Here is a 16,820-nt window from a genome sequence, read left to right on the forward strand (position 1 = left end):
GCCCTCACCGCCGGGTGTCTCCCCGAGCACCGCCCCACGCCGACCGCCGCCGCTCACCACCGGGCGCTCACCACCGGGCGCGTGCCGCCGCCGCTCACCACCGCAGGTCGCCGACCGGCACGCGCCCGCCCGGCGGCGGCCCGTCCGCGACGATCCGCCCGCTGGACAGCTCGACCACCCGGTCCGCGATGCGGGCTATCTCCCGGTTGTGGGTCACTACCACGACGGTGCGCCCGGCGGCCGTCTGAGCCTCCAGCAGGACGAGGATCTGGACCCCGGTGTGGAAGTCGAGTTCGCCGGTCGGCTCGTCCGCGAGCAGGATCGGGTTGCCGGTGGCCAGCGCGCGGGCGATCGCCACCCGTTGCTGCTCCCCGCCGGAGAGCTGGTGGGGGAAGTGACCGCCGCGGGGCGTCAGCCCGACATCGGCGAGGACCTCCTCGGTGACCTCGCGGGCCCGCGGCCGACCCGCGACGTCGGCCCCGAACCGGACGTTCTCCCGCGCGGTGAGCGCGGGGAAGAGGTTGAACGACTGGAACACGAAGCTCACCGTGTGCCGCCTGATCTCACGGCGCTCCCGGCGCGAGGACCGGGTCAGGTCCGCCCCGCCGAGGCGGACGGTGCCCGTGGTCGGGATGTCGAGCGCGCCCACCAGGTTCAGCAGCGTCGTCTTCCCGCAGCCGGACGGCCCGAGGACGACCACGAACGCGCTGCCCTCGACCCGCAGGTCCACGTCCTCGAGCGCGGTCACCCCGGCTTCGCCGCCGGCGTAGTGCCGGCCGACACCGCGCAGGTCTATGCGGGGCGCCGCCGCCCCGGCGGCCGTCCCGTGGGCGTCGGCGTCCCCCACCTGTCCCCCTCCGTCCGCGGCCCGGCGGGGCCCGGAACAGTGTCGGCCCCGCCGGGTCGCCGCCCCGGCACCCGGGCGCGCTCACATTGGGTGTGCCGGGCGCGCCGCGCCGCCGATCGGGCGCAGGCCGGCGGACCGCCCTTCCCGGCCATCCGGCGCGAACGCGCGGGCCAGGACGCCGCGATGTACGGCGGCCAGCCAGCAGGCACCGAGGAACGCGCCGGCCAGGACGTCGCTGGGATGGTGCATGCCCCGGTACGTCCGGCAGAAGGCCACGATCAGCGGCACCGCGACGGCGGCGGCGACCGCCACCGCCGCCCCGGCCCGCGCCACCCGGGCCTGAGCCGCGCCGGTCCGTGCCGCCCCGACCCGTCCCGCCCCGACCCGCGCCGCGCCGGGGCCCCGGCCGGGCCGGGGGTGGCGGCGGGCGACGTGCAGCAGGATGAGGGCGAGGCCGCCGTAGAGGCAGACCGAGGCGGCGACGTGGCCGGAGGGGTAGCTGGCCATCGGGTCACCGGGGTCGAGCCGCTCCACGGCGGGCCGCGGGCGCGCCACCAGGGCGTTGGAGATCTCGTAGATGGCGGTCTCGCCGGCGGTCAGCAGGATGATCCCGCCCGGCAGCCACCAGGCCCTGGTCCGCCAGGCGGCGACGGCGGCCAGGACCGCGGTCGCCGCGATCACGATCCAGGTGTCGGCGAGCCAGGTGGCGGCCTCGGTCGCGCGCACCAGCCACGCGGTCCGGTGGCCGGCCAGCCACCGGACCGCGGAGGTGTCCTCGTCGCGGATCCCCGCCGGGCCATCGTCGATCAGGAAGCCGGTGCCGACCAGGATCAGCACCAGGATCACGGCGACCAGCGGCAGCCGGGCCGTCCGCGCGCGGATGATGTTCACAGCCGCGATGTTCCCCGCGAGGCGGCGAGTACCCACAACTGGCGAGCACCCACCGACACGGGGCCACCCGCCCGCCGGGAACCGTCGGAAACCGCTGGGAACTCAGGGCGCGCCGTACAGCTCCGTCTGCTCGACCCGCGCGATCGTCGCGTTCGGCGGCGGGAGGAACCCGAGCTGCACGATCCGCGGCCGTACCACGGCGCCGAGCAGCCAGTCGGCGGTCACGTAGGCCCGGTTGGCGCCGGCGCCGAGCGCGAGCAGGTGGTATCCCCGGGTCACCACCGCCGCCGGCAGCCCGGACAGCGGCAGGCCCAGCGGGTTGGCGACCGCGTCCGCCCCGCCCAGATCGACGACGAACCCCAGATCGCGGTGCCGGTACGGGCGCATCCGGCCGTGGCCCAGCGACGCCGCGACGTTCCGCCCGGCCGCCGCGCCCTGCCGGACCGCGTGCTGGGCGGTCTGCCCGGCGGGGGCGCCGTCCTTCGTCACGTCCGGTACCGCAGCCGCGTCACCGAGAGCGAACAGGCCGTCCGTCCCGGGGACCCGGAAACACTCGTCGACGACCAGCCGCCCACGCACGGTCTCCGCCCCCAGGCGGCTCACCAGCGGGTTGGGGGTCACCCCCGCGCACCAGACCAGCGTGTGCGCCGGGATGACGTCGCCGTCGGTGAGCGTGACCGTGTCCGCGCGCACCTCGGTCACGGAGGTCTCCAGCCGTACCTCCACCCCGCGTTCGCGCAGGACCTTCGCCGCGCCGGTACCGAGGTGCTCGTCCAGTTCGGGCAGCACCCGGGGCGCGAGGTCGACCAGCAGCCACCGGACCTGCCCGGCGTCGAGCCGGGGGAACTGCCCGAGCGCTTCGACGGTGAACCGTCGCATCTGGGCGGCGAGCTCGGTCCCGGTGTATCCGGCACCGACCACGACGAACGTGCACCGTGCGCGGCGCTCGGCGTCCGAGTCACTCGCGTCGGCGTACTCGAGCTGGCGCAGGACGTGGTCCCGCAGGTAGACCGCCTCGGCCAGGTTCTTCATCCCGAGCCCGTGCTCGGCCAGCCCCGGGATGTCGAACGTGCGGGTGAGCGCCCCGGGGGCCAGCACCAGCCGGTCCCACGGCAGCGTGGACGGGACGTCGGTCATGCCGACGACCGTGATCTCGCGGCGCCCGAGATCGACCCCGGTGGCGTGGCCCAGGTGTGGCACGGTCCGGCGCAGCGCGCCGCGGACGGACACCGCCAGGTGCCTCGGCTCGATGTCGCCCGCCGCCACCTGGGGCAGCAGGGAGGTGTAGAGGAGATGATCCGTGGGGGAGACCAGCACGAGCTCGGCGGCGGCGGCCGGCAGCCGCGCCTCCAGGTGGCGCAGCACGCCGAGCCCGGCGTAGCCGCTGCCCACGACGACGACCCGCGGCCGGGGTCCCCCGCCACCGCCGTCCGTCCCCCCGGTTGTCCCCTCGTCCGTTCGCCGGCGCGCCTCGACCTGGCGGGCCAGCCGGGCGACGGTGATGGAATTCCGCATGATTGTGCTCCTCGCGGTGCGTGGTCCGGGGGATCGGCGCGTTCCCGCGGTGCGTTCCCTCAGTGCGTTCCCTCAGCGGCGACGGTTCGATAATCCGGCCTGCCGCCGTCCCGCCGGCCCGAGTTCGCCATCTGAGAGCCTTCGTGTGGCCTGTCGGGAACCGGGGAGCGCGCCCAAGTGTCCGCGACCCGGGGCGGAAAGAGGCGAGCTGACCAGAGAAAGGGCGAGGTGGATGGCTCACCGGCGGGCGGCCAGGGCGCGCGAACAGGTGGCGGCCCCGGTCGTGATCGGGCTGGCGGCCGGGGCCGTCGTGCTGCTGATCTGGGCGGCCGTCGGCGGCGGCTACTTCTGGCCGCGCTGGGTGTGGTTCGGGATCGGCACCGTTTTCTGGGCCGCGATCCTCGTCGGAGGGGTCCGGCGGATACCGCCGGGGCGGCGCCGGTGGCTCGCCGCCACCCGGGCGGTGGCGGCGCTGGCCATCCCGGTCGACGTGGTGGTGTGGGCGCTGTCCGGCGGCGGCTACTTCTGGCCGGTCTGGACGATCCTCGGGCTCGTCCTGGTGCTCGCCGGCCACACCTGGATCGTCGCGCTGATGCCCGCCGAGCGGGAGCGTGAGCTCACCGAGCGGGTCGACGCGCTGACCCGCACCCGCCGTGGCGCGCTCGACGGGCAGGCCGCCGAGCTCAAGCGGATCGAGCGGGACCTGCACGACGGCGCCCAGGCCCGGATCGTCTCGCTGGCGATGAACCTCGGGATGGCAGAGGCCCTGTTGTACAGCGATCCGGTGGCGGCGGCGAAACTGCTCAGCGACGCCCGGCTGTCCGCGGTCGGCGCGCTCGACGACCTGCGGGCCGTCATGCACAGCATCCACCCCTCGGTGCTCGCCGACCGGGGGCTCGCCGGGGGGATCCGCGCGCTCGCGCTGGACCTGTCGCTGCCGGTCCGGGTGGACGGCGACGTCCCGGCCGGCCTGCCGGCGGCGGTCGAGTCGGCCGTCTACTTCGCGACCGCGGAATGCCTGGCCAACGTCGTCAAGCACAGCCGGGCCGCGTGTGGCTCGGTGCGGTTCGGCTATGACGGCAGGATGCTGATCGTGGTCATCGCGGACGACGGGCTCGGCGGGGCGGATCCCGCTCTCGGGCAGGGCTTGCGCGGGGTGGTGCGCCGGCTTGAGGCGTTCGACGGCCGGATGTCTGTGCACAGCCCGGCCGGGGGACCGACGAGGATCACGGTCACTCTGCCGTGTCCGGTCCTGCCGTGTCCGGTCCTGCCGGACCCGGTCCTTCCGGACCCGCGGACCTGAGGGCCCGGAGATCCGGAGACCCCGGGATTCGGAGAAGTCGGAGAAGTCGGAGAAGCTGGAGGTGCCGTCAGTGCCGGAGGAACCCGCGGATCCCGTGCGGCCGTTGCGGGTCGTGCTCGCCGAGGATCTCGCACTGCTGCGCGACGGGCTCATCCGGCTGCTCGAGGCGCACGGCTTCGAGATCGTCGCCGCGGTCGACAACGCCCCGCAGCTGGTGCGTGAGCTCGTCACGCTGCGCCCGGACGTCGCCGTGGTCGACGTCCGGCTGCCGCCGAGCCACACCGACGAGGGCCTGCGCGCCGCGCTCGAGGCACGGGAGCGCATCCCCGGGCTGCCGGTGCTCGTGCTCTCGCAGTACGTCGAGCAGCTCTACGCCCGTGAGCTGCTCGCGGACGGCCGGGGCGGCATCGGCTACCTGCTCAAGGACCGGGTCTCCGACATCGGCCAGTTCGTCGACGCCGTCCGGCGGGTCGCCGCCGGCGGGACGGCCCTCGATCCCACGGTGGTTGCCCGCCTGCTCGACAGCCGCCGCCGTCGCCTGCCGCTGGACCGCCTCAGCCCGCGCGAGCGCGAGGTCCTCTCGCACATGGCGCAGGGCCGGTCGAACGCGGCGATCGGCGCCGCGATGGTGATCACCGAGAAGGCCGTCGGCAAGCACACCAACAGCATCTTCACCAAACTGGGCCTGATGCCGTCCGAGGACGACAACCGGCGGGTCCTCGCCGTCCTCGCCTACCTCGAGGGCTGACCACCGCGTCCGTCGCGCCGGCTGTCACCCCGACCCGGCGCCGGTCGGGCGCCGAGTGTGGCGACGGTGACGAACCGACAGTGAACCGTCACTGAACCCGTCCCGCGCACGATGGAGTTCGGACATCAGAGCCGCGCAGGCGCGCTCGAACAGTCCAGTCGTGAACTTGGACGGAGGAACAGGTCATGAAGGCTATCTACGAGACACCGGCCATCCAGGCCCAAGGCTCGTTCCGTGACGCCACCCGCCTCGGCTTCATCATCATCAGCGGCGGAGGCGGCTGGGGCTGGGGCGGCGGCTGGGGCTGGGGCTGGCGCGGCGGCTGGGGCGGCTGGGGCGGCGGTGGCTGGGGCTGGGGTGGTGGCTGGGGCTGGTGAGACCGGCCGTGACGGCGTACCACCAGGGCCGGTGAGCCGCCGGCGGGCCGAACCCGCCGTCGCCACCGCCATCCGTCCGTCTGTCGAACTGAGGCCGTGCAGGTCGGCGCAAGGCTGGCCTGCGCGGCCTCACCCGTTGGCCGGCACCGGTTCCGGCGGGGATTTCGTGACCAGGGGGGTCTCGTGAGGATCGTCTGTGTGGGCGGGGGCCCGGCCGGGCTCTACTTCGCCATCTCCGCGAAGCGCCGGGACGCCGGCCACGAGATCACCGTCGTGGACCGTGACCCACCCGGCGCGACGTACGGCTGGGGCGTCGTCTACTGGGACAACCTGCTCGACATGCTGTTCCGCAACGATCCCGACAGCGCCCGCGAGATCCGCGCCGCGTCCAACCTCTGGCAGGAGCAGGACATCAGCCTGGGTGGTGAGCGGGTGGCGCACTTCGCCGGCTACGGGTTCAGCGTGCAGCGGGCGGCCCTGCTCGACATCCTCACCCGGCGGGCGCAGGAGCTCGGCGTGCGGGTCGAGTACGGCCGCGAGGTCTCCGATCTCACCGACCTGGCGGACCTCGGGTGCCTCGGCGGCCTCGGCACGCACGCTGACGCCGACCTCGTGGTCGCCGCGGACGGCGCGAACAGCCAGGTGCGGAGCATGTTCGGGGACCGGTTCGGCACCCGGGTCGACACCGGCGGCAACCGCTACATCTGGCTGGGCACGCCGCGGCGCTTCGAGAGCTTCACGTTCGCGTTCGAGCCGACCCCGGCCGGCTGGGTGTGGTTCCACGCCTACCCCTCCGGGACTGACGTGAGCACCTGCATCGTCGAGTGCGCGCCGCGGACCTGGGACGCGCTCGGCCTGGGCGCCGCGGGCGAGGGCGAGGGGTTGCGCCTGCTCGGGGAGATCTTCGCCGGCCCGCTGGCCGGCGAGGGGCTGATCGACCAGCCGCGCCGGCCCGCCCGCTGGCAGCGGTTCGGCCAGGTCAGCAACCGCGGCTGGTACTGGGACAACATGGTGCTGCTGGGCGACGCCGCCCACACCACCCACTTCACGCTCGGGTCGGGCACGACCCTGGCCATGATGGACGGCGTCATGCTCGCCCAGATGCTCTACGAGCACGGCGAGGTCCCGGTGGCGCTGGCCGAGTTCGACCGGGCCGGCCGGGCCGCGCTGGCCCCGATACAGGCCCGGGCCAGGACGAGCATGGCCTGGTTCGAGCGGCTCGACGCCCAGTTCGACCGGGCCCGGCCGGTGGCCGACGGCGAGCCCGACCCGGTGAGCTTCGCCTACGCGATGGCCAACCGGCAGGGCGACCAGCCGCCGTGGCGGTACCAGACACACCGGGCGATGCAGGTCGGGGCCGTCCGACGGCTGCGCCGTGAGGTCGACTCGTCGGTGCGCTGGTACCTGGCCCGCCGCCGCGGCGAACCGGCCCGGCCCGGTTCCGCCCGCGGGGGGTCAGCCGCGTCGCCAGACCACCGGGACCTGGTTGCCGTTCGGTGATCCCAGGTAGCCGACCAGCAGACCCGAACGGTTGATCCCGGCCACCGAGCCGGACTGCAACGGCGCCGGGCCGCGCAGGTCGTGGGACTCGCCGTCGACCCACACCCAGGGCCGGTCGACGCCGTCCAGCGTCGTGGCCGATCCGATCACGGTGCCGTCGTCGGCGAGGTCGGCCGGGGAGGCGGTGTCGCCGCCGAGCCCGGTCACCGGCTGCAGTTGGCCGGCGGTCCAGACGGAGGCGGCGGAGGTGAACGCCGGGTACTTCTGGACGCTCTCCCCGCCGATCCCGCCCTCGACCGGGTACGCGGGGGCCTCGTGGCTCTCCACCAGCACCTGGCCGCGCTCGTTGATCGCGGTGGCCGAGCTCTCGGTGAACCCGGCGGACGTGCCCAGGTCGCGCATCCGCCCGTTCTCCCAGAGGAACGCGTGGCCGTGCCCGTCCGCGGTCTCGCTCACCCCGACGACCTGGCCCCGGTCGTTGATGTCGACCGGGGTGCTGTAGGATCCGCCGAGGGTGCCGAGGTCGCGCAGCCCGCCCGGCCCGGACAGGAACGCGTGCTGCTGGCCGTCCGCGGTCGCACTGATCCCGGCGACCTGCCCGTGGCCGTTGATCAGCTCGGCGCTGCTCCACGACCCGCCGAGCGTGCCCAGGTCGACCGCGTTCCCGTCCCGCCAGACCGTCGCCCGGGTGTCGGTCGCGCCCGGGTAGTCCGAGACGGTGCCGCCGTTCTCCGCGGCGCTCCCCGTTGCGGCCTCCCCGGTTCCGGTCTGCCCGGTTCCGGGCTGTCCCGCTGTTGTCTGTCCCGCTTCGGTCGGTCCGTTTTCCGGCTCCTCGGCCGCGGGCTCGCCGGCGCCGCCCGTCATCATCGGGGAGTCCGTGCCGCTCAGCCCGACCACGGTGCCGTCGGCGCCGATCGCGGACGCGAAGCTGTAGCGGTTCGGCCCGGGGTCGGTCGGCTCCAGGGTGGTCAGGGTTCCGTCCGTCCAGACGAACCCCCGGTTCGGCCCGGTGCTCGGGAACCGGATGCCGGCGACCTGGCCGCTGTCATTGACCGCCAGCGGAATCGTGTCCGGAATCGAGGTGGGGACGCCGTCGCGCCACACGACCCCGCTGCCGCCGAACGCCTCGTCCCAGACCTGCCCGATGACCACGCCGTCGTCGTTCATGTCGGTGGCCAGCCCGGACACGGCGCCCGTCGGCAGGTCCAGCGCGACCAGCTCCAGCTCACCGCCGTGGTAGGAGAACCCCCCGGGGGAGGCCGCGGCCGCGGGCGGAGCCAGCGCCGCCGCGGCGCCGATCGCGCCGGCGGTGGTGAGCGCGGTGAGCGCGGTGAGGGCGGCGAGCGCCTCGGCCCGCACCCGCGCCCTCGTGGTGCCCGTCATGGGCGCCTCCTGAGATCGAAAAATTACTCTCCGTAGTCGATCTCGGATGCTAGGTCGCCACCGGGCCGGCGGCCGGCAGCGCTCGCTGTCGGATGAACGACCGCCGCCCATGCCGTGCGGCGCGCTGCCATGCTGGGACGGGCAGGGCACGCGACGGGAGCGGGGGCATGGGCGAGGAGTCGGCGTCGCGGGCCGGGGGGCGGGTGCTGTTCGTCGACGACGAGCCGCAGCTGCTGCGCGCGATGCGGATCACCCTGCGCGCCCGCGGCTACGAGGTCCGCACCGCGGTCGACGGCGGGCACGCGCTGGCGGAGGCCGCCGCCCACCCGCCCGGCATCGTGCTGCTCGACCTGGGCCTGCCGGACATGGACGGTATCGAGGTCATCCGCGGCCTGCGCGGGTGGACCGGCGTCCCGATCATCGTCCTGTCGGGGCGGACGTCCGGGCCGGAGAAGATCGCCTCGCTGGACGCGGGGGCCGACGACTACATCACCAAGCCGTTCTCCGTCGAGGAGCTGCTGGCCCGGATGCGCGCCGTCGCCCGCCGGGCCCCGGCCGCCGAGACCGGGCCGAGCGCCGACGTCGGCGACTACCGGGTGGACTTCGCGGCGAAGGCGGTGACCGCCCGGACCGAGGGCGGGGCGGCCGTCCACCTGACGCCCACGGAGTGGCGCCTGCTCGAGGCGCTCGTCCGCAACCCGGGCAAGCTCGTCGGCAGCCGCGCGCTCGTCAGCGAGGTCTGGGGACCGGCCTACGCCACCGACACGTCGTCGCTGCGCCTCTACATCAACCGGCTGCGCCGCAAGCTCGAGCCGGACCCCACCCGCCCGCGCCACCTCACCACCGAACCGGGGATGGGCTACCGCTACCAGCCCTGATCCCCGATCCCCGGCTGTCCGGCACCGGGCCAGATTTCTGACTTTAATGTCAATTTTCTGGTAGACAGATTCCACGGACCGGCCCGCGGCGGACGCACGACGAGGTGACGATGATGCGCTTCATCTTCCACTACCCGGAGACCTCGGGCACTGACGGCGACATGCTCGATCCCGGTCCGCTGCACGAGGTGGCGGCGGCCGCCGAGCGGGCCGGCTTCGACGGCTTCTCACTGACCGAGCACCCCGTCCCCGGCGCCCGCTGGCTCGAGAACGGCGGGCACCAGAGCCTCGACCCGTTCGTCGCGCTGGGCTACGCCGCGGCGGCGACCACCCGGCTGCGGCTGCTCACCTACCTGTCGGTCGCGCCGTACCGCAACCCGTTCCTGCTGGCCAAGGCCGCGGCGACCGTCGACAAGCTCTCCGGTGGCCGGTTCACCCTCGGCATCGGCACGGGCTACCAGAAGTCCGAGTTCTACGCGCTCGGCGTCGACATCGACGAGCGCAACACGCTCTTCGATGAGATCCTCGAGGCGCTGCCGCTGCACTGGAGCGGCGAGCCGTTCAGCTACAAGGGCCTGCACTTCGACGCCCGCAACGTGATCGCCCGCCCGCGGCCGGTCCAGGACCCGATCCCGATCTGGATCGGCGGCAACTCGAAGCTGAGCCGTCGCCGGGTGGCGGCCCGCGCGCAGGGCTGGATGCCGATGTCCGGTGGCGCCCAGCTGGTCGCCACGGCCCGCACGGCCTCGATCGGCTCGCTCGCCGAGCTCGCCGGCATGATCAGCGAGGTGCGGAACGCCGCCGCCGCGAACGGCCGGACCGACCAGATCGACGTGATGTACTCCTACTCGACCGCCATCTCGGCGGAGAACGTCAGCGAGGACCGGCACGGCGAGGCCCTGGCCGAGATCGAGAAGGCGGGCGTGACCTGGGCGGTGGTCTCGTCCCACACCCGGTCCGCCGCCGAGACCCTCGAGTTCATCGAGGCCTTCGGCGCGGCCCACCTCTCGTGACGCCCGCCCGGACCTGACCCCGGCCGGGGAATCGGCGCCGGTCAGGTGCCGGGCCGGTCAGGCGGTGATGGTGGCAGTCAGCTGACAGCGGTCGTGGAGTGGAGGCGCGGGTCATGGGTTGGTTCGAGGACAGAGGCGGGCTGGCGGGCAGCGTCGCCGTGGTCACCGGGGGAGCGGGGGGCATCGGCGGGGCCGTGACCACCGACCTGGCGGCCAATGGCGTGCGCCTCGCGGTGGTCGACATCGACAAGGACGCGATCGAGACCCTGCAGGCCGCGCTGGATGAGCAGGGCGCCGAGGCGATCGTGCAGCACGGCGACGCCCGCGACCCCGACGTGCTCGCGGCGCTGTTCGCCGCCGTCGACGAACGCTGGGGACGGGTCGACACCCTGGTCAACGTCGTCGGCGGCACCTTCCGCGCACCCTTCGTGGAGACCAGCCCGAACGGCTGGAACGCGTTGCTGCGGATGAATCTCATGCACGTGCTGCACGCCTGCTCGCTGGCCGTGCCCCGGATGCAGGCGGGCGGGCGCGGCGGCAGCATCATCAACCTGACCACGATCGAGGCGCACCGGGCCGCCCCCGGGTTCGCGGTCTACTCGGCGGCCAAGGCCGCGGTGGAGCAGTTCGGCCGGACCCTGGCGGTGGAGCTCGCCCCCGACCGCATCCGGGTCAACAACGTCGCCCCCGACTACACCCCGACTCCCAACATGGCCAAGATGTCCGGCGGCGACGGTGCCTACTCGACCGAGGCCGGGGTCCGCATCGGCATCCCGATGGGCCGGGCCGGCGAGGTCACCGACGTGTCCGGCTGCGTCGTCTTCCTCGCCTCCGGCCTCTCCACCTACGTCACCGGTTCGACCCTGCACCCCGACGGCGGCACCTACGCCTCGTCGGGCTGGCTGAACTGGCCCGACATCGGCTTCTCGAACCACGCCCCCGCGCACGTCGTGGCGACCCTGGGCGCGACCGGCGCCGAGCCCCCGGCGGCCGGGGAAGGCTGAGGGGCGGGCCCGTCAGCCGAGGGTGATCGGGAGCTTCTCGTAGCCGCGGACGGTGCTGGTGTGCAGGCGGACCGCGTGGTCGTGGTCGACGTCCCATTCGGGGAAGCGACGCAGCGTCTCCTGTAGCGCGACCCGGCCCTCGAGCCGGGCCAGGGAGGCACCGAGGCAGAAGTGCACACCGTGGCCGAAGGAGACGTGGCTGTCGAACCGGCGGTGGATGTCGAAGCGATCGGCGTCGGGGTACTTCCGCTCGTCCCGGCCGGCCGCGCCGGTGATCAGCAGGACCTTCGACTTGGCGGGGAGCACCGTGCCGTGCAGCTCCACCTCCCTGGTCAGCACCCGGCCCTGCACCGGGGACGGCGCCTCGTAGCGCAGCAGCTCCTCGATCGTGTTGCCGAGCAGGGACGGGTCGGTGGCGAGCTCGGCGCGCTGGTCGGGGTGCGCGGCCAGGACGAACCCCGCCCAGCCGAGCAGCCGGGCGACGGTCTCGGTGCCGGCGCTGACGAGCAGGTTCGTGAAGTCGGCGGCCTGCTGGGTGGTGAGGTGCCGGGAACCGGTCTCGCTCCTGACCTCCGCCTCGACCAGGGCGGTCATCATGTCGTCGCGGGGCTGGCGGCGGCGGAGCTCGATCTGCTCGCTCCAGTAGGTGTGCAGCTTGATCTGGGCGCCGAAGGAGATGTCGTTGATCATCCCGGCGCCCTCCTCCAGATGGAAGGTCTGGTCGATGAGCTGGCGGACGTACTCGCGGTCCGCCGGGTCGACCCCGATCAGCTCGGAGATGACCTTGGACGGGAGCTGGGCCGCGAAGTCCTGCACGTAGTCGAAGCCGCCCCCGCCCACCTGAGGGTCGAGCATCTCGGCGCACAGGGCCCGGATGGAGTCCTCGAGCGCCGAGATCCGCCGCGGGGTGAACGCCCGGGAGACCAGGGTGCGCAGCTCGGTGTGCGTCGGCGGGTCGATGAAGATGATGAGCCCGGTCTGCATCGGTTCCGGAGACATGATCTCCAGGACGGTCCCGTAGGCCGAGCTGTAGGTCGCCGGATCCCGGTGGGCGGCCTCGACGTCGGCGTGCCGCGACAGCGCGAAGAAGTCGAGCCGGTCATTGCGGTATACCGGCGCCTCGTCGCGCATCCGGCGCCACACGTCGTACGGTGCCAGATGGGTCACCTTGTCGAACGGATCCCAGTCCAAAGCCGTCATGCCGTAACTATGGCAGAACTGGTCCGGACTTGATCCGTCCGCAAGGTGCCACCGTGTGCCGCTGCGTCCCGACCCGGTGCCGCTACGTCGGGCCGTCGCTTACGAGCCGTCGCGCCGCAGGAGCAGTACGCCGGACGGCGTCCCGCCACCGGAGGTGACCACGGCCGTCCGCGCGTCGGCCACCTGCCGCTCGCCGGCCTCGTGGCGGAGCTGGGTGATCGCCTCGTAGAAGAACCCGTACCCGTGGGTACGGCCCTCGGAGAGCTGGCCGCCGTGCGGGTTGATCGGCAGCTCGCCGTCGATCGCGATCCGCCGGCCCTGGTCGAGCCAGTCCTTGGCCTCGCCGATGCCGCAGAACCCCAGCGCCTCGATCCAGGAGATCGCGTTGAAGGTGAAGCCGTCGTAGACCAGGGCCAGGTCGACGTCGGAGGGACGCATGTCGGTCCTGGTCCACAGGTGCGCGGACTGGCCGAGTACCTGCGGTTCGTGGGTGATGATGCCCTGGTCCCAGGAGACCCGCTCGAGGATCTGCGTTCCGACGGCCTCGACCCGGATCGCCGGCTTCGGCAGGTCGCCGGCCACCGAGGCGTCCGAGACGATGACCGCGATCGACGCGTCGCACGGGACGTCGCAGTCGTAGAGCCCGAACGGCGTCGTGATGGGCCGCGCCGACATGTAGTCGTCGAGGGTCAGCGGCTCCCGGTAGATGGCCGCCGGGTTGCGCGCGGCGCCCGCCCGGCCGTTGAGGGCGATCGCGGCGAGCATCTCCCGGTCGGCGCCATAGCGGTGGAAGTACTGGTTGGCGTTCATCGCGATCCAGTTCGCCGCCGACAGCGCCCCGAACGGCGCGCGCCACAGCGACGAGGTGTTGGAGACCCGCGCGGGCGCCTGGCCCAGGCCGAGCGCCCGGTAGGTGGACTCCCACACCGTCCGGAAGCACAGCACGTGCCGGCACAGGCCCGAGGCGACCGCCATCATCGCGGTGATGACCGAGCCACCCGGGCCAGGCAGGTCGCCGCCGCCGTTCGTCCAGGTCGGGTGGATGCGCAGCGCCTCCTCGACGGCGCTCACCCCGCCCTCGCTCATCCCCGCCGCGCCGGGGCCCGGGTAGGTGGAGAGCCCGTCGATGTCCTCCAGCCGCAGACCGGCGTCCTCGACCGCCTTGAGGCAGGCGTCGACGGTCAGTGACAGCGGGTCGACCATCAGCCGGCGCCCCATCGCAGAGCGCCCGATGCCGGAGAGGACCGCGCGGTGCTCGAAGCGGTCCGAGCTCAGCGGCGCGCGGGGGGTGGGCAGGTTCGGCTCGCCGACGCGGTCGGTCGGGTCGGTCGTTCCGGTCGGTTCGAACAGGGCGAGCCAGACATCCTCGTGCTGCTCGAAGCGGACGTCGACCTCCTGGCCGATGTGCACGTCCTTCGGCTCGCAGCCGATGATGTTCGTGGTCAGCCGGACGCTGGCGTCCTCCGCCAGCGCCACGTTGGCGATCACGTAGGGCGGCTTCATCGCCGGTGACCACTGCTGCGCGTTCACGGTGAACCCGACGACCGTGGCCCGGCCGGACACCTCCGTCGGCGCCCAGTCGCGGCTGCGGCACTTCGGGCAGATCGGTACCGGCGGGTGGACGAGCTGGCCGCAGTCGGAACAGCCCTGCACCCGCAGGGTGCCGTCGGCACCGGAGGTCCAGAACCACTCGGTGGCGGGGGTGAGCTCGGGGAGTGGGCGCATCGCTGCTGGTCGTCCTCTCTGTGCCACGGCCGTCAGCGGGCCGGGGCCGTCTGGGTGCCGAGGCCGGCCGCGGCCGGGAATGTCCTGGTCACGGCGTAGACCGCGAGTCGGTCGCCGTCGCCGGAGTCCCGGACCTCGACCCGGCCGAGGCCGCCCGCTCCGACGGTCGCCGTCGCGACGGCGGGGCCGGTCCGCACCGGCCGCAGGTAGCGCAGCGCCAGGACCGAAAGACTGGTGGGGCCCGTGGCAAGGGACAGCGCGGCCTCCTCGGCCGCCAGGGCGATCAGCCCGCCGTTGAGGCTGCGGGACGCGTTGATCCCGTCATGCCCGTGAGCCAGCACGGCGACACCCGGCTCGCGGAGCTCGCACCGCGCCCGCTCGGCGAAGGGGACCCGCAGCCGCCCGCGCTGCACGGGCAGCTCGCGGCGCCGCATCATCTCCGGGTCCATCAGCATCGCCGGGTCCGGGGCGGCCATGAAGGAGGCCACGCCGGCGGCGACACCACGGCCGTCGGCGCCGGTCAGCTCGATCTCGATGACCGCGACCGACCTGCCCTTCTTCACCAGGCGCCCGACGGCGTCGACCCGCTCCAGCTCCCGCGGCGGTTCGTGGACGTGGATGTCGAGGTCGAGGGTGACCGGGACGCGGGGCTGGAGGAAGTCCAGCACCATGTAGCCCGCGACGATGTCCGCCCAGGTGGCGAGGATCGACGTGCGGACGCTGGTCGTGCCGGGCACGAACATCTCGGGGACGACCGCCGCGGATCCGTGGAGCTCGTCGCCCACGCGGGTCGTCCGGAACCCGAGTTCATTGATGATGTGCGCGTCCGGCACCCGGTCGTCGCTGTTCGTCGTTGTCGTCATTCCACCCTGTTCCGGGAAGGAGCCCCGTGTCCCCGCCGTCCCGCCCGGGCCGTTCGCCCTCGCGACCGTGCCGGGTGGCGGCTGTCGGCCGACAGCCGCCACCCGGCACGGTCGCGCGTCGCGGCCTAGCGGCCGGACAGGAACCGGACGATCGGCGTGGCCGCGGGGAAGACCTCGGTGAGGCCCGCGGAGAAGTACCCCGAGTCGGTGACGATGGTGATGCCGCTGATCGCGGAGGCGGCGTCGCTGCAGAGGAACAGCAGCGGGTAGGCCTGCTCCAGCGAGGTCGCGGCCTCGATGCCCAGCTCGGCGCGGTAGTCGGCGCCGAAGCCGAGCCAGGTCTCCTTGTTCGTCTGGGCGAGGGGGGTGTCGGTGGGGCCGGGGCAGATCGCGTTGATGCGGATGCCCTGCTTGAGCAGGGGCATCGCCTGGGTGGCGACGTAGGCGCAGACCGCCTGCTTGCTCCACATGTAGGTGGCCTTGTCGTGCTCCACCGCCCACTTCGTCGCCTCGTCGAAGTCGGTGACGGCCAGGTATTCCTTGAGCAGCGGCAGATCCGACTCCCAGCCGAGGCCGGCGGCGGAGGAGATGAAGCCGATCGCGGAACCGCGGGGCAGCAACCCACCGGCGATCAGCTTGTCGATGAGGTAGCGGTGGCCGATGAAGTTGATCCGTTCGATGCCCGGGGTGCCGTCGGCGACACCCGCGGCCGAGAGCAGCGCGTGCACCGGCCCACCGAGCTGCTCGACAGCCGCGTCGATCGAGGCGGCGTCGGCGAGGTTGACGTGGATCGCCTTCGCGCCGGCCAGGCTGACCTCGGCGTAGTCGGCGACGATGACCTCGGCGCCGGCGCTCTGCGCGAGCTCGGCGGCGGCGGCACCCATACCGGTGGCCCCGCCGACCACGAGGACCCGCTTCCCATCGAAACGGAACGCGTCGAACAGGCTCATGTCGTTGTCTCCTGGCTCGTCGGTGAGAGGACTGTCATGCGACCACGCCGCGGATCTTCAGATCGAGGACGGCGTCGGTGTCGAGACCGAGCTCGGCGAGGATCTCGTCACCGTGCTCGTTGAACAACGGCGCCCGCCCCGCCGGCGCCGGCGCCCCGCCGTACTGCACCGGGGCCGCGGCCATCCGGAACGGGATCCCCGCGGCGGTGGTGACGTCCTGGACATACCCGTTCGCGACGGCCTGCGGATCCGCGGCGGCCTCCAGCGTGCTCTGCACCACCGTCCACTGGCCGACGAAACCCGCCAGCCGCTCCCGCCACTCGGCCACCGGACGCTCCGCGAAGGTCCTCTCGAGGATGGCGATCGCCGCCCCGCTGTTCGCCATCAACGACGCGTGGTCGGCGAAACGCGGATCGACGGCCAGCTCGGGACGCCCGAGGGCCTCACACATCGGCGCCCAGTACTTCCCGGCCTGCAGGCAGCACAGCGCCAGCCACTGGCCGTCCTTGGTCAGGTAGTTCCCGGTCAGCGGGTTGGAACGCGGCGCGTCGGCGGGCGGCGGGTTCCACGGAACATCGAGCAGCAACGACAGCGCGAGAGCCTGACCCATCGCCCACATCCCG

The 16,820-nt window shown here is 73.3% G+C and carries 16 protein-coding genes; 7 read left to right on the plus strand and 9 right to left on the minus strand.

What is annotated here, in order from left to right; translation table 11 throughout:
- Window positions 1-94: 94 nt before the first annotated feature.
- The 3 genes from B056_RS36420 to B056_RS0113970 all read right to left on the minus strand — a co-directional run bounded on the left by B056_RS36420 (window position 95) and on the right by B056_RS0113970 (window position 3,253).
- The gene (locus B056_RS36420; RefSeq protein WP_018502489.1) at window positions 95-847 is read right to left on the minus strand and encodes an ABC transporter ATP-binding protein; all 753 of its coding nucleotides are present in this window, start codon (window positions 845-847) and stop codon (window positions 95-97) included.
- 81 nt (window positions 848-928) lie between these two features.
- Window positions 929-1,738 carry a phosphatase PAP2 family protein gene (locus tag B056_RS0113960; protein ID WP_018502490.1) on the minus strand — a complete coding sequence of 270 codons (810 nt, stop codon included), beginning with the start codon at window positions 1,736-1,738 and terminating at the stop codon, window positions 929-931.
- A 102-nt stretch (window positions 1,739-1,840) separates the two neighbouring features.
- A complete protein-coding gene (locus B056_RS0113970; protein ID WP_018502491.1) occupies window positions 1,841-3,253 on the minus strand; it encodes an NAD(P)/FAD-dependent oxidoreductase in 1,413 nt (470 codons plus the stop codon).
- Between the two features lie 232 nt (window positions 3,254-3,485).
- Between B056_RS0113970 and B056_RS36425 the strand changes: the two genes are divergently transcribed.
- The 4 genes from B056_RS36425 (at window position 3,486) to B056_RS36430 (ending at window position 7,181) form a co-directional block, all read left to right on the plus strand.
- Window positions 3,486-4,556, plus strand: a complete 1,071-nt coding sequence (locus tag B056_RS36425; RefSeq protein WP_018502492.1) for a sensor histidine kinase — start codon at window positions 3,486-3,488, stop codon at window positions 4,554-4,556.
- A gap of 103 nt (window positions 4,557-4,659) precedes the next feature.
- Window positions 4,660-5,304, plus strand: coding sequence for a response regulator transcription factor (locus B056_RS0113980; protein WP_026239688.1), 645 nt, complete (start codon window positions 4,660-4,662; stop codon window positions 5,302-5,304).
- Window positions 5,305-5,489: 185 nt separating this feature from the next.
- Window positions 5,490-5,681: a lasso RiPP family leader peptide-containing protein gene (locus B056_RS0113985; RefSeq protein WP_018502494.1), complete on the plus strand. Its 192-nt coding sequence runs from the start codon at window positions 5,490-5,492 to the stop codon at window positions 5,679-5,681.
- A 198-nt stretch (window positions 5,682-5,879) separates the two neighbouring features.
- Complete coding sequence (locus B056_RS36430; protein ID WP_018502495.1) at window positions 5,880-7,181, plus strand: FAD-binding monooxygenase; 1,302 nt, start codon at window positions 5,880-5,882, stop codon at window positions 7,179-7,181.
- Here the strand turns inward: B056_RS36430 and B056_RS43605 are convergent.
- Window positions 7,137-8,564, minus strand: coding sequence for an HAF repeat-containing protein (locus B056_RS43605; RefSeq protein ID WP_020572487.1), 1,428 nt, complete (start codon window positions 8,562-8,564; stop codon window positions 7,137-7,139). The genes B056_RS36430 and B056_RS43605 overlap by 45 nt on opposite strands.
- 167 nt (window positions 8,565-8,731) lie before the next feature.
- On the opposite strand from B056_RS43605, the gene B056_RS0114000 reads away from it, so the two are divergent.
- The 3 genes from B056_RS0114000 to B056_RS0114010 all read left to right on the plus strand — a co-directional run bounded on the left by B056_RS0114000 (window position 8,732) and on the right by B056_RS0114010 (window position 11,459).
- Entirely contained in the window at window positions 8,732-9,442 is a 711-nt protein-coding gene (locus tag B056_RS0114000; RefSeq protein ID WP_018502497.1) for a response regulator, read from the plus strand.
- A 113-nt stretch (window positions 9,443-9,555) separates the two neighbouring features.
- The gene (locus B056_RS0114005) at window positions 9,556-10,455 is read left to right on the plus strand and encodes an LLM class F420-dependent oxidoreductase (RefSeq protein WP_026239689.1); all 900 of its coding nucleotides are present in this window, start codon (window positions 9,556-9,558) and stop codon (window positions 10,453-10,455) included.
- Between the two features lie 113 nt (window positions 10,456-10,568).
- Window positions 10,569-11,459, plus strand: a complete 891-nt coding sequence (locus B056_RS0114010; protein WP_051105624.1) for an SDR family NAD(P)-dependent oxidoreductase — start codon at window positions 10,569-10,571, stop codon at window positions 11,457-11,459.
- 12 nt (window positions 11,460-11,471) lie between these two features.
- Here the strand turns inward: B056_RS0114010 and B056_RS0114015 are convergent, their stop codons facing one another.
- The 5 genes from B056_RS0114015 to B056_RS0114035 all read right to left on the minus strand — a co-directional run.
- Entirely contained in the window at window positions 11,472-12,659 is a 1,188-nt protein-coding gene (locus B056_RS0114015; protein ID WP_026239690.1) for a cytochrome P450, read from the minus strand.
- 99 nt (window positions 12,660-12,758) lie between these two features.
- Complete coding sequence (locus B056_RS0114020; protein WP_018502501.1) at window positions 12,759-14,384, minus strand: thiolase C-terminal domain-containing protein; 1,626 nt, start codon at window positions 14,382-14,384, stop codon at window positions 12,759-12,761.
- Between the two features lie 32 nt (window positions 14,385-14,416).
- Window positions 14,417-15,247 (minus strand): PaaI family thioesterase, encoded by an 831-nt coding sequence (locus tag B056_RS0114025; protein WP_018502502.1) that lies wholly within the window; start codon window positions 15,245-15,247, stop codon window positions 14,417-14,419.
- 125 nt (window positions 15,248-15,372) lie between these two features.
- Complete coding sequence (locus B056_RS0114030; protein ID WP_018502503.1) at window positions 15,373-16,197, minus strand: SDR family oxidoreductase; 825 nt, start codon at window positions 16,195-16,197, stop codon at window positions 15,373-15,375.
- Between the two features lie 34 nt (window positions 16,198-16,231).
- Window positions 16,232-16,820: CoA transferase (locus tag B056_RS0114035; RefSeq protein WP_026239691.1), on the minus strand; the 589-nt coding region annotated here is incomplete at its 5' end.

Source organism: Parafrankia discariae, from assembly GCF_000373365.1.
Taxonomy (GTDB): Bacteria; Actinomycetota; Actinomycetes; order Frankiales; family Frankiaceae; genus Parafrankia; species Parafrankia discariae.